21 protein-coding genes are annotated in these 23,931 nt (G+C 54.1%); 9 read left to right on the top strand and 12 right to left on the bottom strand.

Annotated elements, in window-relative coordinates:
- Nucleotides 1-60: 60 nt before the first annotated feature.
- The 8 genes from PHE17_RS11110 to rpmH form a co-directional block, all read right to left on the bottom strand.
- The gene (locus PHE17_RS11110; protein WP_301015918.1) at nucleotides 61-621 is read right to left on the bottom strand and encodes a M23 family metallopeptidase; all 561 of its coding nucleotides are present in this window, start codon (nucleotides 619-621) and stop codon (nucleotides 61-63) included.
- 132 nt (nucleotides 622-753) lie between these two features.
- On the bottom strand, nucleotides 754-1,587 hold the full coding sequence (locus PHE17_RS11105; RefSeq protein ID WP_301015917.1) for a hypothetical protein: 834 nt from the start codon (nucleotides 1,585-1,587) through the stop codon (nucleotides 754-756).
- Nucleotides 1,584-3,236, bottom strand: coding sequence for a HAMP domain-containing sensor histidine kinase (locus tag PHE17_RS11100; protein WP_301015916.1), 1,653 nt, complete (start codon nucleotides 3,234-3,236; stop codon nucleotides 1,584-1,586). The genes PHE17_RS11105 and PHE17_RS11100 overlap by 4 nt, the downstream gene beginning before the upstream one ends.
- Nucleotides 3,230-3,940: a response regulator transcription factor gene (locus tag PHE17_RS11095; protein ID WP_301015915.1), complete on the bottom strand. Its 711-nt coding sequence runs from the start codon at nucleotides 3,938-3,940 to the stop codon at nucleotides 3,230-3,232. Before PHE17_RS11095 ends, PHE17_RS11100 begins: the two co-directional genes overlap by 7 nt.
- A gap of 299 nt (nucleotides 3,941-4,239) precedes the next feature.
- The gene (mnmE, locus tag PHE17_RS11090) at nucleotides 4,240-5,580 is read right to left on the bottom strand and encodes a tRNA uridine-5-carboxymethylaminomethyl(34) synthesis GTPase MnmE (RefSeq protein WP_301015914.1); all 1,341 of its coding nucleotides are present in this window, start codon (nucleotides 5,578-5,580) and stop codon (nucleotides 4,240-4,242) included.
- Nucleotides 5,581-5,594: 14 nt separating this feature from the next.
- Nucleotides 5,595-7,274 (bottom strand): membrane protein insertase YidC, encoded by a 1,680-nt coding sequence (yidC, locus tag PHE17_RS11085; protein WP_301015913.1) that lies wholly within the window; start codon nucleotides 7,272-7,274, stop codon nucleotides 5,595-5,597.
- A gap of 46 nt (nucleotides 7,275-7,320) precedes the next feature.
- Entirely contained in the window at nucleotides 7,321-7,710 is a 390-nt protein-coding gene (gene rnpA / locus PHE17_RS11080; protein WP_301015912.1) for a ribonuclease P protein component, read from the bottom strand.
- Between the two features lie 4 nt (nucleotides 7,711-7,714).
- Nucleotides 7,715-7,849, bottom strand: a complete 135-nt coding sequence (gene rpmH / locus PHE17_RS11075) for a 50S ribosomal protein L34 (RefSeq protein WP_002708931.1) — start codon at nucleotides 7,847-7,849, stop codon at nucleotides 7,715-7,717.
- 235 nt (nucleotides 7,850-8,084) lie between these two features.
- Between rpmH and dnaA the strand changes: the two genes are divergently transcribed.
- From dnaA to PHE17_RS11035, 8 genes are all read left to right on the top strand, one after another.
- Nucleotides 8,085-9,482, top strand: coding sequence for a chromosomal replication initiator protein DnaA (dnaA, locus tag PHE17_RS11070; protein WP_301015911.1), 1,398 nt, complete (start codon nucleotides 8,085-8,087; stop codon nucleotides 9,480-9,482).
- A 223-nt stretch (nucleotides 9,483-9,705) separates the two neighbouring features.
- Entirely contained in the window at nucleotides 9,706-10,815 is a 1,110-nt protein-coding gene (gene dnaN, locus PHE17_RS11065) for a DNA polymerase III subunit beta (RefSeq protein WP_301015910.1), read from the top strand.
- Nucleotides 10,816-10,833: 18 nt separating this feature from the next.
- Nucleotides 10,834-11,931, top strand: a complete 1,098-nt coding sequence (recF, locus tag PHE17_RS11060) for a DNA replication and repair protein RecF (protein ID WP_301015909.1) — start codon at nucleotides 10,834-10,836, stop codon at nucleotides 11,929-11,931.
- A gap of 36 nt (nucleotides 11,932-11,967) precedes the next feature.
- Nucleotides 11,968-14,388: a DNA topoisomerase (ATP-hydrolyzing) subunit B gene (gene gyrB / locus PHE17_RS11055; RefSeq protein ID WP_301015908.1), complete on the top strand. Its 2,421-nt coding sequence runs from the start codon at nucleotides 11,968-11,970 to the stop codon at nucleotides 14,386-14,388.
- An 8-nt stretch (nucleotides 14,389-14,396) separates the two neighbouring features.
- Complete coding sequence (locus PHE17_RS11050; protein ID WP_301015907.1) at nucleotides 14,397-16,433, top strand: M3 family metallopeptidase; 2,037 nt, start codon at nucleotides 14,397-14,399, stop codon at nucleotides 16,431-16,433.
- Nucleotides 16,430-17,197 carry an exodeoxyribonuclease III gene (gene xth, locus PHE17_RS11045; protein WP_301015906.1) on the top strand — a complete coding sequence of 256 codons (768 nt, stop codon included), beginning with the start codon at nucleotides 16,430-16,432 and terminating at the stop codon, nucleotides 17,195-17,197. Before PHE17_RS11050 ends, xth begins: the two co-directional genes overlap by 4 nt.
- On the top strand, nucleotides 17,194-17,655 hold the full coding sequence (locus PHE17_RS11040) for a hypothetical protein (protein ID WP_301015905.1): 462 nt from the start codon (nucleotides 17,194-17,196) through the stop codon (nucleotides 17,653-17,655). Before xth ends, PHE17_RS11040 begins: the two co-directional genes overlap by 4 nt.
- A 289-nt stretch (nucleotides 17,656-17,944) precedes the next feature.
- On the top strand, nucleotides 17,945-19,045 hold the full coding sequence (locus PHE17_RS11035; RefSeq protein ID WP_301015904.1) for a hypothetical protein: 1,101 nt from the start codon (nucleotides 17,945-17,947) through the stop codon (nucleotides 19,043-19,045).
- Here the strand turns inward: PHE17_RS11035 and PHE17_RS11030 are convergent.
- The 4 genes from PHE17_RS11030 to speA are packed head-to-tail and all read right to left on the bottom strand — an operon-like array spanning nucleotide 19,042 to nucleotide 22,555.
- On the bottom strand, nucleotides 19,042-19,575 hold the full coding sequence (locus tag PHE17_RS11030; RefSeq protein ID WP_301015903.1) for a gamma carbonic anhydrase family protein: 534 nt from the start codon (nucleotides 19,573-19,575) through the stop codon (nucleotides 19,042-19,044). The two genes, PHE17_RS11035 and PHE17_RS11030, sit on opposite strands and share 4 nt — an antisense overlap.
- 9 nt (nucleotides 19,576-19,584) lie before the next feature.
- Complete coding sequence (locus tag PHE17_RS11025) at nucleotides 19,585-19,833, bottom strand: YcgL domain-containing protein (RefSeq protein ID WP_301015902.1); 249 nt, start codon at nucleotides 19,831-19,833, stop codon at nucleotides 19,585-19,587.
- 1 nt (nucleotide 19,834) lies between these two features.
- Complete coding sequence (locus PHE17_RS11020) at nucleotides 19,835-20,638, bottom strand: hypothetical protein (protein WP_301015901.1); 804 nt, start codon at nucleotides 20,636-20,638, stop codon at nucleotides 19,835-19,837.
- A gap of 21 nt (nucleotides 20,639-20,659) precedes the next feature.
- Nucleotides 20,660-22,555 carry a biosynthetic arginine decarboxylase gene (gene speA / locus PHE17_RS11015; RefSeq protein ID WP_301015900.1) on the bottom strand — a complete coding sequence of 632 codons (1,896 nt, stop codon included), beginning with the start codon at nucleotides 22,553-22,555 and terminating at the stop codon, nucleotides 20,660-20,662.
- 135 nt (nucleotides 22,556-22,690) lie between these two features.
- Between speA and PHE17_RS11010 the strand changes: the two genes are divergently transcribed.
- A complete protein-coding gene (locus PHE17_RS11010; RefSeq protein WP_301015898.1) occupies nucleotides 22,691-23,773 on the top strand; it encodes a DUF1176 domain-containing protein in 1,083 nt (360 codons plus the stop codon).
- Nucleotides 23,774-23,931: the final 158 nt, after the last annotated feature.

Here is a 23,931-nt window from a genome sequence, read left to right as displayed (position 1 = left end):
TGGCAGGTTGCAAAGCCACAGTATACCTGATTTACACCCCGCCTGACGGGATCAGGCCGATTAGTTTACGACCTGTTCCAAGGGTTTGCCGGTTTCGTCAGTGGCTTGGTAAGCGGTGAGGAACTCGTGCGGGTTGACGTAAAACACCCGATCCAGCCCAAACGGTTTATCCGGTTCCCATTCGGAAACCTGCGGTGTCAAGCTGCGGATGGAGTAGTACAGGTTGGCTGGGCGCGGTTTGGCAGTGGCACTCACTGGCGTACCGATAGTGCCGATCCGCTCGCCGGTTTTGACCCAAGCAGCCGGTTTTACTTCGACGTGATCAAGGTTGGCATAACGGTGCAGACGCCATTTTGCCCCCAACACCCACACGGAATTGTCGCCTTCTGGGGCATTTTCGCGGTAAATGACCCAACCACCCGTGGTAGCTTCCACTGGAGTGCCTTTATTGGCGAAAATATTGATTCCTTTTTGCGCATTCAATCCGCCCACATACCAAAATGAGGCAGGGTTCCAGTCATACGGTTTTGCACCCTCGACAGGCACATGACGGTCTTCTGGTATCCAGTATCCCATCATGAAAATAGTTAGTGCTCCTAGCAACCATAGCGGCTTGTTCATGGCTTATTCCCCTCATGCGCATTCTTCTTAATTCTTATTGATAAGGCTAATGCCGAAAAGTTCATCTTGTTATTGCTAATCATAATAGGCTTTTTTAATCCTCAACAAAACCCGTTTCAGAAGAACGGTTTATCATTGCGGCTTTAAAAGCAATTGGCGAATGCTTTCTACCGGGGCGCGTAAATCTGGCGGGGCGTTGTCTTGCCAGTCCTGCAAGTGCTTGTCCAGCGAGGTCGCGCTGCTGTCATCCCCAAGGTTCAGGTAGTTGATCGCAGCCCACTTGTCTGGGGCGATAACGAAAATCGCCAATAGCCGGTTGCTGAGCAATTCGTTCAAATGGCGGTCTTGAGCATAAGGGTCAACGCTGAGCAGGCTGCTATTTTGCTGATACCAGTCGGACAGTTTCATACCATCGGGCAATTTGCGGTGGGCTTGTTGCAGGTTATCGCGTTCGTATTCGCTGAAATGCGGCGCGTACTCCTGCCAATTCGGGTAAGGCGGGTTGGTTTCCCACTGCTTGCCCATCTTCTCCAGCGAAAACAAGCTGAAGGCTTCACACAGGGACTCCTCGAACCACTGCTGGTGGGAAACGTTATTGGGTGCAAGATCGTAATTGCTCATCAGATGGCACATTTCGTGGGAAAACTGGTAAGCAAATTGTGCCCACTGGCGTCCGCTGACCGCCAGTTGCACGATGTATTCACCGTTTGCGCCTTTTTCATTGAGGGAACGTGGCACATCCGTGCTGTGGCGCACGATGACCGTACCGAAATGGCGGGTGGCAATGTAGGGGGAAATGGTTTCAATGACAGAATTCAGCACTGCCTGCACATCTTCCGGGGAAGCATCACCCCATTCGGCTGCTTCAACTTTGATTTGGGCGGGCGGGGCAAAAGCATACAGTTGCGCCGGGAGCAGTACCAGTAACAGGCAGAAAAAGCTGAATAAACGGCGGATGTAGTTCATTGCGCGGCTTTTCCTGAAGGTTTTTCTGGAGGCAAATCGAGGATGAATTCCGCTCCCTGTACAGTATCCCCCACACGGATGCTGCCACCGTAAGCTTTGAGGATGGACACAATGATTTCCAATCCTAGCCCGGTCCCGCCTTTGCTGCGTTTGGTGGTGAAAAAGGGGGTAAATATCTTGTCGCGGTTGGCGGGGGAAATACCTTCGCCATTATCATGCAGGCCCAGTTGCAAGTGGTTTTCCCGCAAGCTGGCCTGAACCTGCATCTGGTTAGCACCGTGTTGCAGGCTGTTATCCAGCAGGTTGGTGATGACCGCTTCCAGCGCATCCGGGGCAATCGCCAGTCGGGTATCCGGTAGCGGGGAGGTGAACAACAGTTCCAGCCCGCGTTCTTGGTAACGGTTTTGCAGTGCTTTGAAAGTCTCTGGCAAGTTGCTGGTCTGTTTGCTGGGTTCAAGCGAATCAGCACGCGCCAATTCCAACAGGCGGTTAACCAGTTGCTTGAGACGCTGGGTATCGGCTAACAGATTACCGATGAAATGCTCGCGGCGTTCCGGCTGCATCGTGTCGAGGTGTTCGCGCAACAATTCCAACGCACCCTGCATTGAGGTCAGCGGGGTCTTGAATTCGTGCGAGACGTGCGTGGCAAAACGGCGGATGTAGTCTGTGCGCTCCGCCAGTGCTTGCGACATTCCGGCAAAGCTTTCCGACAATTGCGCCACTTCTTGGGTAACAGGGTGCTGCAACGGGGCAATTTCACGCTGTTCCCCTTGACGCACACGTTCGGTTTGCTGGAGCAATTCGCGGATCGGGCGCGAAATGGTGGAAGAAACAAACAACACCAGCAACACCGTCAACGCCAGCAAACTCAAGGTGGCGAGAAACACCACATCCTTCACTTCGTACAGGTGCTTGATAATATTAGTTGGGGTGCGCGATAGGTAGATCACCCCCTGCAAGCGCCCATTTTCAATCACCGGAAACGCGGTAAATACGCGGATATTGGTTCCCCGGCTGATCGAATACAGCGGCGGGGCGGGCTGGTCGGAAATGCGCTGACGGATCACGCTGGCGTATTGCCCATGCAATGCCTGTTTCACTTCCGGGATGTGTGCCAGCGACAAGCCAATTTCTTCGTGCCCGGCAATCACCGTGCCGTTCATGTCCAACAGGCGGATACCGGATAGCGTTACCTGTTGCATGTCTTGGATGATGCGCCCCATGCGTTCGCCAATCTGGTGCGCCAATGGGTCAGTGGCATGGGTACTGGGGCGGGCATCCGGGCGCGGCGAAGCAATCGGTTCGATCAAATCCACCTTGGGCGTGATGGGGGCGTAATAGGTATCTGCGGGTTTGGGGTTGCGGGCATAGGGTGCGTAAGGCTCGGTCAACGAAGGGGCAAACTGCACATAACCGTAATCGTTTGCACGTTGCTGGTCACGCACCATCTGGCGGAAGGTTGCCCCTAATGCAGCCGACTGGGAAATCAGTTCCAACTCTGTTTGCTGCACCAAACCATTTTCGTAAATGCGGAAAAAATACACCCCACCCAAGGGCAGCGCCAACACCGCCAGCATCACGACCAGCAGGATACTGCGCAGCCGGAATAGCTTTTTGCGGGGTAAGGGGAGGCGGGCGTTGATTAACATGACGCAAGTTTATAGCCAACGCCGTGCACGGTTTCGATCACATTTTCGCAACCTACATCGGCGAATTTCTGGCGGATATGGCGGATGTGGCTGTCAATGGTGCGGTCACTGACGTACACATTGCCGTCGTAGGCGTTGCCCATGATGCTGTCGCGGCTAAACACGCGGGTCGGCTGGCGGGCAAACATTTGCAACATGGCAAATTCGGTGGCGGTCAGGCTGATACCACGCCCGTTCCAACTTGCGGTGTGTTGTTCCGGTTGGATGCTAATTTTGCCGTGGCGTAATTCATTGCTGGGCGTTTCCGCCGCTTTCGGGGCAGCTTGGGTGCGCTTGAGGATGACATTGATGCGAGCCACCAATTCACGCGGGCTGAAGGGTTTGGTGACGTAATCATCCCCACCGATTTCAAGGCCGAGGATACGGTCAATTTCATCATCACGCGAAGACAGGAACAAAATCGGCGCATCGGAAAACTTACGGATTTCGCGGCACACTTCCAACCCATCGAGTTCCGGCATATTGATGTCGAGCACGATCAGGTCAGCCGATTGGCGGCGGAAAGTGTCCAATGCTTGGCGACCGTCTTCTGCCAAGGTGGTTTGCATCCCCGCCTTTTCCAGCGCGAAACTGATCACGTCACGGATGTGCGGGTCGTCGTCAGCGATAAGGATGTGTTTGTTCATGGAATTACTATAAAACATTTTGTCCCCGGCTTGCGGCGATTTCCGCCCAGATTGCGGTTGCCGTGGATAAAGGGATAAAGATTATGGATTCCAGCCAGCGGGGCTTATATCGCTGACCGGAACCCGAGGAGTCTTTCTGGGCTATAAAACCCGCTGCAACCACTGACAGTAATGTTAACCAGATTATTTTTTTCATGGTCAGCTTGCAGCTCGGTGAGTAGTGTCAGGGAAGGATATTACACAAGGCTTGTGCAGGGATTAGCGGGACGATGTGGAGAGATGGCAGAAAGATTTTGCAGATTTTGTGCAGGGAAGGTCTACTTGCCGATACAAAACGAACTGAATATCTCACTCAACAAGTCATCCGGCGTAAACCGCCCAGTAATCTGCCCCAGCGTATCCTGCGCGATACGCAATTCCTCAGCCATCAATTCCCCGGCGTTGAACTCGCGGAGCTGGAATTCGGCACGGTCGACCGCCGCTTGGGTTGCTTCCAACGCTTGCAAATGGCGGCGGCGGGCAATGAACGTATCTTCGGCTTCGCCCTGATAACCCATGCGGGTTTTCAGTTCCGCCCGCAAGTCTTCAATGCCTTGCGCGTGTTTGGCGGAAATGTAGAGGTGTCCACCCTGTTTGCCGACGGCTTTACCACTGAGGTCAACTTTATTGTGGACGGTAATCAGCGGCAGGTTGGGGGGAAGCTTTGCGAGGATTTCAGCATTTTCGGGGGCTTCTGGGCGGGTATCGTCCACCAGCAAAAGGATCAGGTCAGCTTTGGCAATTTCCGCCCAAGCGCGTTCAATCCCAATTTTTTCTACCGGATCATCACTGTCACGCAAACCCGCAGTATCGACAATGTGCAGCGGCATCCCCTCAAGGTTGATGCGTTCGCGTAACACGTCGCGGGTGGTTCCGGCAATGTCGGTGACAATCGCGGTTTCTTGCCCGGCGAGCGCATTCAGCAAACTGGATTTACCGGCATTGGGCCTGCCGACGATCACCAGATGCATCCCGTCACGCAGTAAACTGCCTTGGCGGGCTTTGAGGAAAATCGTGCGCAATTGCTGCTTAATACTTTCCAGTCGCTTCGTGACCGCGACATCGGCAAGGAAATCAATTTCCTCATCGGGGAAATCCAGCGCTGCCTCCACATACACCCGCAATTCGACCAGCCCCGTCAGCAGCACATTCACCGCTGCGGAAAACTCGCCTTGCAGGGAGCGCAGCGCCGAACGTGCCGCCTGTTCCGACCCCGAATCAATCAGGTCGGCAATCGCTTCCGCCTGTGCCAAATCCAGTTTATCGTTGAGGAATGCGCGTTCGGAAAACTCACCGGGGCGAGCCAACCGCGCACCCAGTTCCACACAACGCTTGAGCAGCATATCGAGGACAACCGTACCGCCGTGGCCTTGCAGTTCCAGCACATCTTCGCCGGTAAAAGAATGGGGGGTAGGGAAGTAGAGCGCAATGCCGTCATCCAGTGACGAGCCATCGGCAGCTTTGAATAAACGGTGGACTGCTTTACGCGGGGAGGGGAGAGAACCGAGGATAGCAATAGCAAGCTCAGGAACGCGCTTACCGGAAATACGGATAATCCCGACCCCACCGCGCCCCGGCGGCGTGGCTACGGCAGCGATGGTGTCAGGATTGTTCCACATGAAACATCAGCCTCTTAAGCGTGTCCCACGATTTTCTTATTGATGAACCACTGTTGGGACATCGACAGGATATTATTGACTACCCAGTACAGCACCAAACCCGCCGGGAAGAACAGGAACATCACGGTAAAAATGATCGGCATGAACTGGAAGATTTTCTGCTGCATCGGGTCAACCTGTGGCGGGTTGAGCTTTTGTTGCAGGAACATCGACGCGCCCATGATCAGCGGCAGCACGTAGTACGGATCCATAATCGACAAGTCTTTGTACCACAGCAACCACGGTGCTTGGCGCAATTCCACGCTTTCCAGCAATACCCAGTACAGCCCCATGAACACCGGAATCTGGATCAAGATCGGCAAACAGCCACCCAAGGGATTGATCTTTTCCTTGCGGTAAAGCTCCATCATGGCCTTTTGCTTACCTGCGGCATCATCCGCAAAGCGCTCATTGAGCTCCTTAAGCTTAGGTGACACCGCCTTCATTTTCGCCATCGACTTGTAACTCATTGCCGACGGGTAGAAGAACGCTACTTTAATCAGGATGGTGAGGAAAATGATTGTCCAGCCCCAATTGCCGACAACATTATGGATCATCTGCATCAGCCAGAAAATTGGCTTGGAAATGAACGCGAAAATACCATAATCCACCGTCAGGTCGAGGCCATCGGCAATGCTTAACAGCGTATCTTGGTCTTTAGGCCCCACGTAGAAACCGCTCTTGAAAACGCCTGTTGCACCGGGAGCAACCTGTTGGACAACACTACGCATCCCCAAGACATAACCTTTCACGCCTTGGTTTTGGGACACCATACTGTAGTACTCGGTTTCTTGGTCTTGCTGCGGAATCCACGCACTCAGGAAATAGTGTTCCTGCATCGCCACCCAGCCACCGTTGACGGTTTCATTGACCTGCTTTTCATCCAAATCAGAGAATGACAGTTTGGTGTATTTGCCTTCGTGGTAGTAAGCACCACCGACATAGGCTTGCACACCGCCCAGCAGGCTGCCCTTGCTTTCTGAATGACCGTGCTTAAGCTGACGGTATTCCGTGCCACTCCATATGCTAGTGGATTGGTTATTGACTTCGTGCTCGACATTTACCAAGAAACTGCCACGCTTGAACACAAAACGTTTGGTGACGGTCACACCATTGGCACTCTGCCACGTCAACGGCACGACCAACTCATTTTGACCCTCTGCCAAGGTGTAATCGTTCTGCGCGGCGCTATAGGTTGCCAAATGGTCGGGGGCAAGTGCCTTGGCATCTACACCTTCCACCACTTGGTGTTGCAAACCGGACTGCGCGACGTAGTTACGCCCGTTCAAGTCAAGTATCCGTACCGACTTATCCGGGGTATCAAGGCTGATCGGATAGCTTGGCAGGTCAGCCTCCAATATTTCACCACCGCGGGTATTGATGCGCAATTGCAGTGTATCGGTACGCACCGTCACGGTTTGCCCTGCCGCACCATTTTCTGCGAGGGCGGGAGCTGCGGCAGTTTGTCCCGGTACGGCCGGGGCAGCGCCCTGTACAGGTATATCTTGAGTGGCATTGCCGCTATTGGCGGGGGCACTGACCGTGCTGGCAGCCGTCGCTGGCGGTTTCGGGGCATGGTCTTGCTGCCACGTTGTCCAGATCAGGAACAGCAGGAACAACAAGGTGAGATACAAGAAGGGACGTTGCGAATCCATAGGGTGTGCAATCCGGGTTATTGACGGTTAGGGCAGGGCAGTAGCTTTACTCAGGCTGCCCAGACCCGCCAGAGTATAGCTTGTGCAGGCGCAACCATAAACCTTCCAATTGCTGGAAAAGTTCGGTATTAGTCATATTCAGGACTTCGGCGCGGCACATGATCACCAGATCGACCGCAGGCAGGCGTGTTTGATGGGCACGGAAGCTCTCCCGTACCAAACGGCGGATACGGTTGCGTTCGTGCGCACGGCGTAAGGCTTTCTTGGCGATAGCCATCCCCAAGCGGGGGAAACCTTCACCGTTGAGTGCTGCACGCGCATTGAGGCCATTCACATGCAGGCGTTTGCCGTGCTGGAAGACCCGCTGGAATTCAACCCCTCGGGTCAGGCGTACACTGCGCGGAAAGCTTGCCGCTTCCTGCTGGCCTGCATCCAAGGTCTTATGGGATCAGACGGGCGCGGCCCTTGGCGCGGCGGGCGCTCAGGACTTTACGGCCATCCGCAGTTGCCATACGTGCGCGGAAACCGTGGGTACGGGCACGGTGTATTTTGCTCGGTTGGAAGGTTCTTTTCATGACAAGTCACCAGTTAATACATCAAATCGGTTGTTTGAGCCACCCAGAAAAATTTCTACAGTTCCCGGACGGTCAAAAAGGTCAGGCAAGATAAGGGATTACACCACTATTGTCAATAGGATGATCAGCTTGTGCGTGTAGCTTGCGCTTGTGGATAACTCGGCTGGAGCGCTATAATCGCGGCTTCCAACACACCACACCTTACCCGTTTCAACCACCTTGGAACCGCCTTTCTATGCTCTGGCAACAATGTTTACAACAACTGGAACAGGAAGTCCCTGACCACGAAATCAACACTTGGCTACGCGCTTTACATGCGGTGGAAAAACGCCACGCGCTGTATTTGCTCGCCCCCAATACCATCGTTTTACAACAAGTACATGAACAATACCTACCCCGTATCCTGTTCCATGCGCGTATTTTACGCGGGGACAATGAATACGATGTGCTGCTGCAAATTGGGTCTTCCACCCCGGCTTCACGCCCTCCTGTTACCCAACTGCCCCCGGTAACTGTTGCTGAACCAACGGCTGTACGTGAACCTTCCAACCCATCCACCAACGGTTACAGCACCAGCACCTCCAGCCCCGCGCCAGTTAGCGAACGTTTCGCCAACACCTTGAACCAGCGCATGACCTTTGCCAATTTCGTCCAAGGCAAATCCAACCAACTGGCGTGCGCGGCTGCACAACAAGTCGGGGAACGCGATGATACCGGCTACAACCCTTTGTTCATTTACGGCGGGGTTGGTTTGGGTAAAACCCATCTGATGCACGCCATCGGCAACCGCATTATTGAATGTAACCCGGACGCGCGGGTCATCTATGTTTACGCCGAACGTTTCGTCAATGACATGATTTCCGCGATCCGCAATTCGCGCATGGATGAATTCAAACAGCATTACCGTAGCGTTGATGCCTTACTGATTGACGACATCCAGTTCTTCGCCGGAAAAGACCGTTCAATGGAAGAATTCTTCCACACCTTCAATGCGCTCTTGGAAGGGCAAAAACGCATTATCCTCGCCAGCGACAAATACCCGCGTGACTTGGAAGGCATCGAAGACCGCCTCAAAACCCGTTTCAACTGGGGGCTGACGGTACAGATCGAATCGCCCGACTTAGAAACGCGCGTGGCTATCCTGCGCAAGAAAGCCGAAGACGCCGGGTTACGCTTGCCCAACGATGTCAGCTTTTTTATTGGCAAACGCTTCCATTCCAACATCCGTGACCTTGAGGGCGCTCTGCAACGGGTGATTGCCAGTATGCGCCTGAAATGCGTAACCCACGTCACCATGGAATTCGTGCAAGATGCCCTGCGTGACCAGTTGGCAAGCCAAGATAAAATGGTGTCGATCACCAACATCAAGAAAATCGTTTCGCAGTACTACAATATCCGGGTAACGGACATGGATTCGCAGCGCCGCAACCGCTCGCTAGCGCGTCCACGCCAGATAGCCATGGCCTTGGCCAAGGAACTGACTAACCACAGCTTGCCGGAAATTGGTGAGGAATTTGGCGGACGTGACCATACCACCGTCCTCCACGCCATCCGCAAAGTGGCGGAACTGCGCGAGTCTGACCCCAAGCTGGAAGAGGACTACCGCATCCTCTTACGCACCCTAACAAGCTGAGGATAACTGCCCGAATACAAACCGGAGTAAGATGTGGATAAACTAGGGATGGAATTCCATCCACAACAAACTGACAGGAAGTCCAAAGTTATCCACAAGCCTTTCCCACAACCCTAAAAGGGCAAAGGGAATCGGTAAATCAGGCAGATACGGAAAGTATCCACATTCCAAGACTGCCTCTATGATTACTACTATTTTTTTAAATATATAAGATATATAAGTAATGAGACTGACACAGACACGTGAACACTTGCTCGAATCCCTCCAAGCCACCTTGGGGGCAATCGAAAAACGGCATACCGCACCTATTCTGGAAAATGTCCTATTGCGTATGGATGGGACGAAATCCTACTGGCGTGGGACTGACCTAGAATTGGAAATTGCTACCCATGCCCCAGTCATGGATGGTGCAGATGGTGAAATCACCCTGCCTGCGCGTAAGTTGGCGGACATCTGCAAATCCTTACCTGCGGAAAGCATTGTCAATTTGGAAATACAGGACGATAAGCGTGCCCGTATCACTTCCGGGCGCAGCCGTTTTGAATTGGCAACCTTGCCAGCCAGTGAATTCCCTGAGCTGGAAGACATCGGTGAGGTACACACCTTTGAGTTACCGGAAAACGCGCTCAAACACCTGTTGGAGCGCACCGCTTTTGCCATGGCTAACCAAGACGTGCGTTATTACCTCAACGGTATGTTGCTGGAAGTGACTGCCGAAGGCGTGCGTACTGTTGCCACCGACGGGCATCGTCTTGCTTTGTGCTTCTACCCCGATGCGATGCCCGGTATTGAACAGCCCCGCCAGTTAATCATTCCACGCAAAGGCGTATTGGAACTGTCACGCCTATTACGTGCTGATTGCCAAGTGCCGGTACAGGTGCAAAGCAGCCAGAACCATCTGCGCGTGCAACTCGACAACCTGCGCTTTACCACCAAATTGATTGACGGACGTTACCCAGATTACCGTGCTGCCGTACCGCAAAGTGGGCAGATGCAAGTTGACCTTGACCGTAAAACCTTCAAGGACATGCTCAACCGTGTGGCAATTTTGTCGAATGAAAAATTCCGGGGAGTACGCCTTTCCCTGAGTGAAAACCTGTTACAGATACAAGCACACAACCCGGAACAGGAAGTGGCGAGCGATGAGCTTGATGTGAATTACGCGGGTAAAGATTTCAGCATCGGTTTCAATGTTACCTATTTGCTGGATGCGGTAAACCACCTGCAAGGCGAAACCTTACGTTTGCACTGCAATTCCCCTGAAAGCAGTGCATTGATGACTGACCCGGATGATGACAGCGTGCGCAATGTCATTATGCCTATCCGGCTATAAGGCTAGGATGCTGCTAGCGTGTGGTTAAGCAAGGTCATGGTCAGTGGCTGCCGTGCCGTTGCCCAGACGGAATTGGAGCTGGCTCGCCACGCTAATATCCTCTACGGGGACAATGCTTCCGGCAAATCGAGTTTGCTGGAGGGTTTAGCAGTGTTGTCACGCGGACGCTCTTTCCGTACCCCACGCATTGCCGAAGTGATCCGGCGCGGGGAAACGGAACTGACCGTCAGCGCCCGCGTGGAAAGTGGTGTACTGGCAGATAACAATTATCCGGTCGGTATCAGCAAAACCACCCATGCCACGCGCATCCGTATCAACCATGCAGACGTGCAGCAACAAGCGGAACTCAGTTCCCATGTTCCCCTTACCCTAATCCATCCGGGATCAGTGGAATTGGTAACGGGCAGCCCTACCCTGCGGCGGGCTTTCCTCGACTGGATCGCGTTTTACCGTTTTGCCGATTTCAACCTGACATGGCGTAACTACCAGCAGGTCTTGAAACAACGCAATGTTTGCCTGCGTGACCCTAAGCAACGTTATGCTTTGGGACATTGGACGCAGCAACTGGTTGCCTTGCAACCCCCGCTGTACCGATACCGGGTATTGGCTTTGGAAGCCCTGATGCTTGCGTTGCAAACCACCCAGCCGGTGCTGGAAGTGATTGGCCTTCCGCAACTGCATTTGACCACCGGCTTTCCCGCTGGGGTGGATACTCAAGACGAAACCGCCCTGCACCGTTTTTTTCACGAGAAAGCCGAGGCGGAACTCAAACAAGGTTTCAGCCTCTACGGTGTGCACCGCGCTGACTTGCATATTCTGCTGGATGGCATCCCCGCAGTACGGGTGGCGTCACGCGGGCAACTGAAACTGCTGGCGGTTGGTTTGCTGCTCGCACAAAGCCATGCCATCAGCGAGGCCGATACAAAACGTGGTATCATTGCCATCGACGACCTAGCCTCGGAATTGGATGAGCGCAACCAGCAGGCGTTGTATAATGCGCTGCACACAACACGGCAACAATTGATCATTACAGGTACACGCCATGAACCCTTGAAACATGGGGTTGGTGAGGCCAGAGTGTTCCACGTGGAACGCGGACGCGCTACGATGGTGTGATGGAATATCCCAATAACAGCAATATCTGGAAGCAAGATGACTGAGCAAACTTACGACTCGTCGAACATCAAAGTACTCAAAGGACTGGAAGCGGTGCGTAAGCGCCCCGGCATGTACATCGGTGACACGGATGATGGTACGGGTCTGCACCACATGGTATTCGAGGTCGTGGACAACTCCATCGACGAAGCATTGGCGGGTTACTGCAAGGAAGTCCGGGTTGAACTGTTCAGCGACGGCTCGGTAAAAGTTACCGATGACGGGCGGGGTATTCCAGTCGACCTTCACGAAGAGGAAGGCCGTTCTGCCGCCGAAGTCATCATGACGGTGTTGCACGCAGGCGGTAAGTTCGATGACAACTCTTACAAGGTTTCCGGTGGTTTACACGGGGTCGGTATTTCGGTAGTCAATGCGCTGTCGTCCGATCTGGAACTGACCATCCGCCGTAATGGCAAGTTATACCAGCAGATGTACAAACTGGGTGACCCGGTAGCGCCATTGGCGATCATTGGTGATACGGAAGGCACGGGGACATCGGTACGTTTCTGGCCCAGCACCACCATTTTCACCTTGACGGAATTCCATTACGACATCCTCGCCAAGCGCTTGCGTGAACTGTCGTTCCTCAATTCTGGGGTACGCATCCACCTGATCGACCGCCGTGGCGAAGGCCGCGAAGACGTGTTTGAATACGAAGGCGGCATTAAAGCCTTCGTTGCCCACCTGAACCGCAACAAGTCGCCGATCCACAATAACATCATTTATTTTTCTACCGAACGCGATGGCGTGGGTGTGGAAGTTGCCCTGCAATGGAACGATTCTTATCAGGAAAATATTTTCTGTTACACCAACAATATCCCACAGCGGGATGGCGGTTCGCATTTGTCCGGCTTCCGCTCTGCCCTGACCCGCACCCTGAACAGCTACATCGAAAGCGCAGGTTTGGCGAAAAAGGAAAAAGTCAGCCCCAGCGGCGATGATGCCCGCGAAGGTTTGACCGCAGTATTGTCGGTGAAAGTGCCAGACCCGAAATTCTCATCCCAGACCAAAGACAAGCTGGTGTCATCGGAAGTCAAAGGCATTGTCGAGTCAGCAATGAACGAGCGCTTGGGTGAATTCCTGCTGGAAAGTCCCAGTGAGGCTAAGCTGATTGCAGGCAAAATGATTGAAGCCGCGCGGGCGCGGGAAGCCGCACGTAAAGCCCGCGACATGACCCGCCGCAAAGGTGCGTTGGACATTGCTGGCTTACCCGGCAAACTCGCAGATTGCCAAGAAAAAGACCCTGCCCTTTCCGAACTGTTCCTTGTGGAAGGGGACTCGGCGGGTGGTTCCGCCAAACAAGGCCGTGACCGCCGCACCCAAGCGATCCTGCCGCTCAAGGGCAAAATCCTCAACGTGGAACGTGCACGTTTCGATAAGATGATCAGCTCCCAAGAGGTCGGTACGCTGATCATTGCCCTCGGTTGCGGTATCGGGCGTGAGGAATACAACGTCGAGAAACTGCGTTACCACCGCATCATTATCATGACGGATGCGGACGTGGATGGTTCGCACATCCGTACCCTGCTGCTGACCTTCTTCTACCGCCAGATGCCGGAACTGATTGAGCGCGGTTACATCTACATTGCGCAACCGCCACTGTACAAAGCCAAGCGCGGTAAGCAGGAACAGTACGTCAAAGACGATGCCGAAATGGAACGTTACCTGCTGCAACTGGCGCTGGATGATGCCCGCCTGCATTTGAACGCCGCTAGCCCCGCGATCAGTGGTGTTGCACTGGAAGCGTTGGTACGCCAGTACCATGCGGTTAAACAGGTCATCAACCGCCTCTCACGCCGTTACGACCGCAACCTGCTGGATGCACTCTTGTTTGAATCACTGCCCTCCACCGATGAGTCTGGGGCGATTTCAGCGGAAGCCTTTATCGGCTGGATCAGTGCGGCGATTGCTACCTTGAACCAAGGGGATAATGGTTTACGCACCTATTCTGCGACGTTAAACAAAGTTGATGACAGTGCGTGGACGATTAGCGTTAACCGCCGCCAGCACGGGCTGGATCATGTGATTTCGCTAGACCGCGATTTCTTCCTGATGCCAGAAATGAAATTGTTGCTCACTGCTAACCGTGAATTCGACGGATTGCTGGGTGAAGGTGCTTTCATCCAACGTGGTGAACGCAAACTGGCAGCTAACCGTTTCGACCAAGTGGTGAACTGGCTGATGCAGGAAGCCAACCGTGGGCTGCAAATCAACCGCTACAAAGGTCTGGGTGAAATGAACCCCGACCAGTTGTGGGAAACCACCCTCAACCCAGAAACCCGTCGCCTGATGCAAGTACGCATTGAAGACGCGATTGCCGCCGACGAGGTGTTCACTACGTTGATGGGCGATCAGGTCGAACCACGCCGTGACTTCATCGAAAAGAACGCGCTGTCGGTTTCCAATCTGGACGTGTGAGGTTTCACGTGGAACAAGAAAATCCCTTGTTGGATGGCGGCAAGCTGCCGCTGTTCTCCCTGATCAAGCCGGAACATATCTCTCCGGCGCTGGATGTAGTGTTACAGGAAAACCGTGCTTGGTTGAATAAAACACTGGAAACAGCCACCCATTTCACGTGGAATGCTTTGGTTGCCCCCATGAATGAGGCAGCTAACCGTCTGGAACGCGCATGGTCGCCAGTTAGTCACCTGAACGCAGTGGTTAACAGCGATGAACTGCGCAAGGAATACAACGCCAACCTGCCGCGCTTGAGTGACTACCACACTGAGATGGGGCAAAACGCCAAGTTGTTTACGGCTATCGAGTCGATCCGTGCGCAAGAAAGTGGGTTGGATACTGCCCAGCAAAAGAGCCTTGATGACAGCTTGTTAGGTTTCAAACTTTCCGGTGTTGCCCTGCCCCCCGCACAGAAAGAACGTTTCCGTGAAATCAGCCAACAACTGTCACAACTGAATTCGCGTTTTTCCGACAACGTGCTGGATGCTACCAATGCGTGGCTCAAACAGATTACTGATGTCACTGAACTGGCAGGCTTGCCCGAATCTGCGTTGGAAATGGCAGCCCAAACAGCGCAACAACGCGAGATGGAAGGCTGGGTGATTACCCTGCAATTCCCTTCCTACTTCCCGGTCATGACTTACGCCGATAACCGTGAGTTGCGGGCGGAGCTTTACCAAGCCTACACCACCCGTGCATCGGAACTGGGGGCAAACCCTGATTGGGATAACACCCAAGTGATGCGTGACATCCTGCGTTTGCGCCAAGAAGAAGCCGCCCTGCTCGGTTACGCCAATTACTCCGAATTGTCGCTGGCTACCAAGATGGCGGAAAGCCCACAAAAGGTGCTGGATTTCCTGCAAGACCTTGCCAGTAAAGCTAAGCCGTTTGCGCTAAACGAATTCGCTGAGGTGCAGGCGTTTGCCCGTGAGCATTTAGGGCTGGAAGACGTGCAGGCATGGGATGTGGCTTACGTCAGTGAAAAGATGAAACAAGCACGTTTCGATTTCAGTGAAGAAGACCTGAAACCCTACTTCCCTGCCGACCGGGTAATCAGCGGACTGTTTACACTGGTAGAAAAGCTGTTTGCGGTGCGCATCGTCCCGCACAGTGAGGGCGTTGACCTGTGGCATCCCGATGTGCGTTTCTACCGGGTGTATGACCGTACCGATACGCTACAGGCGTGTTTCTACCTTGACCTGTACGCACGCCAGCACAAGCGCGGTGGGGCGTGGATGAGCGATTTCTGCGGGCGCTTCCGTCGTGACGAGGGTTTGCAGATTCCGGTAGCGTTCATGACCTGCAACAGCAGTGCGCCGGTGGGTGATAAACCTGCGCTGTTTACCCACGACGAAGTGGTGACGTTGTTCCATGAATTTGGGCACGGCTTGCACCACATGCTCACCCAAGTCGATTACCCCGATGTTGCCGGGATCAATGGTGTGGAATGGGATGCCGTCGAACTGCCCAGCCAGTTCATGGAAAACTGGTGTTGGGAACGCAGTGTGCTGGACATGATTGCCGCGCATTGGGAAACGGGTGAACCGTTGCCGGATGACCTGTACCAGAAAATGCAGGCCGCACGGCATTTTCAAACAGCGATGGCAACCGTGCGCCAGTTGGAATTTTCACTGTTCGATATGCGTTTGCACCTTGATCCGCAATCCGCCGAAGCGGGTCGGCTCGAAGCCATCCAACAGGAAGTGCGTAATCAGGTTGCGGTAGTTAAGCCACCTGCGTTCAACCGTATGGCGCACAGTTTTAGCCATGTGTTTGCTGGCGGCTATGCGGCTGGCTACTACAGTTACAAATGGGCGGAAGTGCTGTCTGCTGATGCCTTTGCGCGTTTCGAGGAAGAAGGTTTGTTTGATGCGGGCGTGGGTGAAGCCTTCCTGCACGAAATCCTGCAAGTCGGCGGCTCACGTAAAGCGATGGAATCGTTTGTGGCTTTCCGGGGACGTAAACCTTCGGCAGATGCCTTACTGCGTCACAGCGGGCTTCTATGAAAATCGCTACGTGGAACGTCAATTCCCTGCGGGTACGTCTTCCCCACGTGCTGCAATGGCTGACTGCTAACCAGCCAGATGTGTTGGCTGTTCAGGAAACCAAAACGGTTGATGAACAGTTTCCCTTGGCTGAAATCGAAGAGGCAGGTTACAAAGCGGTTTTTGTGGGGCAGAAGACTTACAACGGTGTGGCGATCCTGAGCCTGCTGGAGGCCGCTGAGGTCGTTACCGACATTCCCGGCTTGGATGACCCGCAACGTCGCATCCTTGCCGCCACGGTTGGCGATGTGCGCATCGTTAACCTGTATGTTGTAAACGGTTCTGAAGTCGGTTCCGAGAAATACGCTTACAAACTGGATTGGTTGGCAAAAGTCGGTGCTTGGCTACACGGACAAGCACAACAGTACCCCAAACTGGTGGTATTGGGGGATTTTAACATTGCCCCGGAAGACCGTGATGTACATGATCCGGCTGCGTGGCAGGGGAAAATCCTGTGTTCCGAGTTGGAGCGGCAAGCTTTGCAGTTTATGTTCGCACTGGGGTTGCGTGATACCTTCCGCCAGTTTGAGCAAGCTGAAAAGAGCTTTAGTTGGTGGGATTACCGTGCCGCTGGTTTCCGCCGTAACCAAGGTTTACGTATCGACCTGATCCTCGCCAGCAAAGCACTGGCAGATACGTGCCAATCGTGCGTGATTGACCGCGAACCGCGCACTTGGGAAAAACCTTCCGACCATGCCCCCGTGGTCGCGGAGTTTGTGGGATGAAGCGCATTCTCCTGTTAGCGTTAGCTTTCTTGCTGAGCTTGAGCAGTGCTGTTTATTTTTTTGGCCCGTGTCATAAACAAGTAGCCAGCGTTTTGACGCTCCAACAACCTTGCGATTTACATGCAGCCCCTTGCCTTGCGCGTGATGCCGCAGGCCATGCCATCCGTTTCAGCCTTTCCCCTGCTACCTTGCCAGTGATGCAAGAGTTGACCGCCAACGCCGAGCTGCAAGGGCTGGGTGGGGTAACTTCAGCGCGTTTGACGGTGGAAGGGGCTAATATGTACATGGGCTACCAATATGCCGAACTGAAGGCAGCAGAACCCGCCAATGAGTTGCGTGGTAAGTTCATTTTGCCGGTTTGCAGCACTGAAAAAATGCAATGGAAAGCTACCGTCAGCATTAATTCACCAACAAATTCCTTCAGTGCGGTGTTTCCCTTCGAGACAATACGGCGCTAAACCGCTCCCCCGCCGTTGCTGCGTGTGTCAACCCTTTCAGCAAGCTGTGCGTTGAAGGCGTACAAACCACTCCGTCCAGCGTAAGAACCCGATAGCTTATCGGTCGGTGATTGTTATCGCGCCGATAATATCATTCCATTGGGATTGTGTCAGAACGCGGTATAGAGTCATGAATGGGCATAACAATATCAATCCGCCCGGAATATTGCGGGCATTACAAAATTTTTTAAAAAAATGGTCAGGGGGTCGGGGATCAGCCCCCATAATGCGCTGAGCAAGGAAGGCTTTCATGCATACCAAATTGTATTCGGCAAGAGTGGTGCGTTACGCGCTGCTGCTTGCTTTGAGTCTGTCCTGTGCGGATAGCATCGCGGGCATTTCCCGCTATGAACAGGCACAGGCAAGTGTTTCCAACAATAGCTTATGGGTAAAAGTTTCCGCTTGGTTGCGGGAGCTGCCGTTGTTGGCAGACGATGAAACACGCGGTTTTCATTGGGTTGAAACCAGCAAAGTGATGGATGATCCCCGCCAAGATATGCGCATGATGGGGAAACAACATGCCCTGAACTATCAGCGGGTTATTGCACCTGCGGGTATGTTCCGCCGTATTGAAAGTGGGCCGCACTCCAGCGTTAACGGCGTGCAGTTACGCCAGCACGTCAACGCTGCCATCCCTGCTGAACAGAACCTCATGCTTAGCGCCAATATTCCGCCGGGAATCTTGGTTGCAGATACGGAAATCATTTGGCGGGTTCGCCCCTTGGATGCAGGTAGTGAGCGGCAGTTGGTTGGGCAAGGGATAAGTTTGTCCTTACCCGATGGCAAGTATGCGATCAGCTTGCTGATTGGTGCTTACGAAGAGCATACCGTGGTTGAAGTCATGCACAGCAGGCAGGTAGCTCCCGTATTCGCCACCCACATTGGGCGCTTACAGGCCAATGGCGAAAGGCTGGCTGGGTGGGATGTTTTCCTGATGCAAGGCCAAACCCCGCTGCGTAAAGTCCTCAGTCACGGCGGTACTTATCAGCTCAATGAAATCGTTGCTGCTGGTGAGTATGACGTGGTTGCTACGATTGGCGATGCCCGTCAGCGTGCGCGTGTACGGGTAGGTCAGGGTGAAACGGCAGTTGCCAGACTAGAAATTCCCACCGGGCGCATCAATCTGGTGGCGACACTGGGTAATACACCAGCAATGCGCCAAATGGGGTGGAAAGTGTTCCGTTTGGACGGTGGACGCCGCGAAGTTGCCGCGCCAAGACGCCACAGTGCGACCTTAGTTGTACCGCCGGGGCATTACGAAGCGATTGCCACGCTGGACGGTAAAGAGCGGCGGCGTGAATTCACCGTGACTGACGGCACGGATAACAGCATCGTTTTGGCGATGGATTAACTGTTGCGGGTGCGCTCTGCCAGCTTGTGGTAATAGGCGGCAGAGTAGCCTAAGTAAGCTTTTTCCTTGTCGGTCAGCGGGCGTGCCTGCTTGACCGGGCTGCCTACGTACAAATAGCCGCTTGCCAGTATTTTACCGGGCGGAACCAAGCTTCCTGCCCCGATCATTACTTCATCTTCGACCACTGCCCCATCCAGCACGATAGCGCCCATGCCGACCAAGCAACGGTTGCCGATGGTGCAGGCGTGTAACACAGCGCGATGCCCGATGGTGACTTCCGCACCAATGATGAGTGGCAAACCACCGGGGCGGGTGTATTCGCCGCCGTGCGTGACATGCAATACCGCGCCATCCTGCACATTGCTCAGCCGCCCGATGTGGATGAGGTTGATGTCACCACGCACTACTGCCATCGGCCATACCGAAGCCCCCTCTTCCAGCTTGGTTTGCCCGCTGACATACGCTGCCGGGTCAACGTAAGCGTTTGGGTGGATGTCGGGTGTGTAGTTTTCAAAGCATTTTACGGTCATGGGGATTTTCTAGCAGGCCAGTTCTTCATTGGGAGGCAGTTGCAGGAAGAAACCGTTTTCGCGGATGACCCGGCGGACTTCAGGTGTTTCCGCCTTGATCATGAGTGTGCGGTCAACCGATAGGTCGAAGTCGAAGGAAAACTCCGGTTCGCCAAAGATTTTCAACAAGACTTCAGGCACTTGGGTGAAGTTATCTTTTTCCGGCAGAAACAGGAAAGAGCCGGGTTTGCGGCGGCTGCGGTAAACGTAGCATTGCATCTTAGTCGCTGTCCTTTTTATTGGTCATGATGGATACAGTGCGGATGTCGCTGACCTTGATGGGGTGTGTCACCAGTCCGCTTTCCTCACGCTCTTCCAAGGAAATTTCCCCCGCCGCGCCAATGTGTATTTTGCCTTCGCGCCGCCGCCCGTCTTTCTGCACGAGGCGCACGTATTTGCTATCACTTGTTGTCAGTTTGGCGACGGGCAAGTCTTCAAAAGTGATTTGGTACAAAGCACTGTGTGGCAAGTCTTCGGTGGGGGGCAATGCGGGTGCGGGTGCGGGGGCTGGTGCTGCCGCCACCGTTGGGGCAGGTGCGGCGGGAACGGGAGCAGCCTGTACTGGGGCGCTAGGCGCAGCCGTCGCCGCCGCTGCAACGGGCGGTGTCGCTGTTTGGCTAGCGGTCGCGGATGGCAGCGCTAAGGGGGTAGTAGTAACTGTGGGTGCTGGTGCTGCCGGTTTGGCGGCTGTTGCAGGCGTTGCTGCGGGTGCTGGCTGCGATGTATTGGTAACAGGTGCAACCACGGCGATATTTGCGCCCAAGACTTGCGCTTGCTGGTACAAATTGTTTTTTGCGCCGCCCAACCAAGCGCCGGTAGCCAGCAAAGCGCCAACAAAGCCAATGATCGTCCAAGCCGAAACCCGATGCCACAAGGATGGCAAGGTAATGATGTTTAAGACCGGAATCATGGCAAACAGCCCCGTAACCGGGTGGCGTTGGAAACCTGCCACCACCACCATCAGCCAACCAATGGCAAACAGTAAAATGCCTAAAAACAACGCGCCCAACAGTACGTATTCCATGTTTTCCCCTCTATTCCCGAGTTAATCTTCCAGATAAGTGTAACCGATCAAACCAGCTTCAATTTCACGCAGCAACATTTTTTGCCGCTCGGTATCGTCCACGGCTGCCGCCAGTTTTTTGCGGCACTGCGCCAGCAGGTCTTTTGGCTCAAAGTGGATATAGCGTAGCAATTCGTCAATGGTATCGCCACGTTCCGGTTCGGAAAGTTGGTAGCTGCCATCGGCGAGCAATTCCACATTGATCGAATCGGTGTCGCCGAACAGGTTGTGCAAATCGCCAAGGATTTCCTGATACGCGCCAATCAGGAAAATGCCCAGCAAGTATTGTTTGCCGCTTTGCAGCGAATGCAGCGGCAAGGTGCTTTCCAGCCGCCCGCTATCGACGTAATGCGAAACCGTGCCGTCGGAATCGCAGGTCATGTCTTGCAAAGTTGCCCGCCGGTCGGGGCATTCATCCAAACGGTGCAACGGCATAATGGGGAAAATTTGCTCGATTGCCCATACGTCCGGCATCGACTGGAACAAGGAGAAGTTACAGAAATACTTGTCTGCCAATTTTTCCTGCAAACCCGTTTGGATTTCTGGGTCGAGTGCGCCGAACAGTTCTTCTTGGGTCAGCAGCTTTTGGCAGATGGCGCGGTGGAATTCTTCCGCGTGGGCACGTTGACTGAGGTTGATGGAACCGTGCGCGTACATGCCGTGCGCTTCCCCCAGCCAATACGCCGCGTCGTGGTAGATTTCCGAGGGCGGCAACTGACGGCGGTTTTGGTAAAGGCGGAACAGGTTGTGCAAGATCATCGGCTCCGCATCGTCCGGTTCGCGCAATTCGGGCACTTTTTCCGGCTGTTCCGGGTCAGTGTCGATGACGTTGGTAATCAGCACCGCGTGATGCGCCGTCATGCCGCGCCCAGATTCGGTGATGAAGTCGGGGAATGGCAGTTCGTATTCCTCGCACACATCCAGCACGCTGCGCACGATGGTGTTGGCGTATTCCTGCAAGCTGTAATTGATGGAACAGTCATTGCGCGAGCGCGAACCGTCGTAATCCACGCCTAAGCCGCCGCCCACGTCCACCACGCGGATGTTTGCGCCTAAGCGGTGCAATTCGGCGAAATAGCGGCTGGCTTCGCGCATCCCGCGCTGAATGTCTTGGATATTGGCAATCTGCGAACCCATGTGGAAATGCAGCAGTTGCAAGCAATCGAGTTTGCCCGCTGCATCCAAGGTTTCCAGCAAATGCAGGGCTTGCGCAGCAGAAAGGCCAAACTTGGATTTTTCCCCGCCAGTATTCTGCCATTTGCCTTTGCCGAGCGAATACAGGCGCACGCGGATGCCCAGCAGCGGTTCAATGCCCAGCTTGGCGGCTTCTTCCAAGGTTTCCAGCAATTCGGAAGGCTTTTCCACCACGATGAAAATGCGGTGTCCCATCTGCCGCCCGATCAAGGCGAGGCGCAGGTACTCACGGTCTTTGTAACCGTTGCAAATGATGGTACTGCCTGCCGGGGCGGAACCCAGCACTGCCATGAGTTCGGGTTTGCTGCCTGCTTCCAGCCCTACCTGTTCGCCGCCACCCGCGAGAATTTGTTGCACGACACTGCGTTGCTGGTTGACTTTGATGGGGTAAATCGCGGTGTAACGGCTGTTTTGCCCGCAGTCGGCAATCGCGTGGTTGAAAGCGGTTTGCAAGCGCTGCACGCGGTCATGCAGGACATTGACGAAACGCACCAATAGCGGGAAGCGCATCCCGTCTTCGTTATGCACGCGCATGGCAAGGGCGTGCAGGTCGATTTGGCCTGTTTTACCGGGTAGTTGCATGGCAACATTCCCCGCATTATTAATGTCGAAATAGCCATCGCCCCAGTGCTGGATGCTATACAGGCGGCGGGCGGCGTCAAGGTTCCAGTTTTTGTTGGGCATGATGTTCCTGTTACGCAGGGGTGGCACGGTTTCAAGGTGTGCAGGATACTAGCAAAGCGCTTGGCAGGCTATCCCAAGCAGGAACCATTCCGCACGGCTAGACTCTATGCTTACACGACCGGCAAGGACAACACCATGAAAACATTAGCTCTCCACCGTTACCTTCCGCACTTGATCTTGTGTGGCAGCGCCCTCTTGCCTGCATCGCTGTCTGCTGCGCCCACGATAGGTGAGGTCAAGGTGTTTAATGATTGGGCAGTGGCCTGCAACAATATCCGGGCGTGTGAGGCGACTTCCTTTTTGTTCAAGGAAGATGGTTCCGACGAAATGGATGCCACGTTACAACTGCAACGCGGTGGACAGGCGCAAGACGCGCCGCATTTCAGCCTGACCTTGGGTTTCGAGCCACTGGCAGCAAATTTGCGTGGCAAACCCGTGACCTTACAAGGCGGCGGCAAAAGCGTGCAACTCGGTAACTTGAGCAAAAGTCAGCAGAAAAATGCCGCGATTGATATTCCTCCCGCCCAAAATGCTGCATTTCTGGAATTGGTTGCCAAACCAGCGCAACTGACTATCAGTATCGGTGGGAAAACCTTCAAAGCTTCACTCAGCGGTTTATCCGCGAGTTTGTTGTACATGGATTCCCAGCAACAGCGTGTGGATACCACCACTGCCCTTGCACGCAAAGGCAGCAAACCGATGACCGCCGTGCCGCCCGTTACTCCCGTGCGGACTGCGGTATTAGCACCGAAAGGCATGAAAGCCCCGGCAGGTTTGGCAGGCAAGGTACGCACGGTCATGGCTGACAGCCTCAAGGAGTGCGATGCGGATGAGACGGACAACAAAATAAGTGACAGTGATTTTGTGGAAGTGCTGGATGCCAAGCATTATCTGGTCGGGGTCATGTGCTTCCGGGCAGCTTACAACGAAGGCTATGAAATGTTTGTGGTAGCGGCTGATTCCGCCAGTTTCGCCCAACCGAAAGTGACGCCTGCCAAGTTAGATGTGCATTCGGGGGATCAATCGGAATTGGTTAATGCTTCGTTTGATCCTAAAACCGGGCATTTGGCGGAGTACAACAAAGGCCGTGGCATTGGTGATTGTGGCACGTCGGTGGAATGGGTGTGGACAGGGGCGCAGTTTGAGGCGATCCGTTATGATGAAATGCCTGAATGCCGTGGCTCACTGGACTATCTAAACCTGTGGACGGCAAAATAAATACCCCCACCGTGTTACCGGCAGGGGGATGAGGAGTCGAGGCGGTCAGGCGCTTTATTGTTATTAATGTTTATGCCTGCTCTTACGCCTCTTGGGGCTTGCTGATAAATTCTTATTGTTAGGCTGTTCGTTGTTCTGACAGGAAACCTATTGCAACC

It is taken from the genome of Thiothrix sp., from assembly GCF_028714775.1.
GTDB lineage: Bacteria > Pseudomonadota > Gammaproteobacteria > Thiotrichales > Thiotrichaceae > Thiothrix.
Note: the sequence above shows the minus strand (reverse complement) of the source record. Positions and strands in the feature narration are given on the sequence as shown.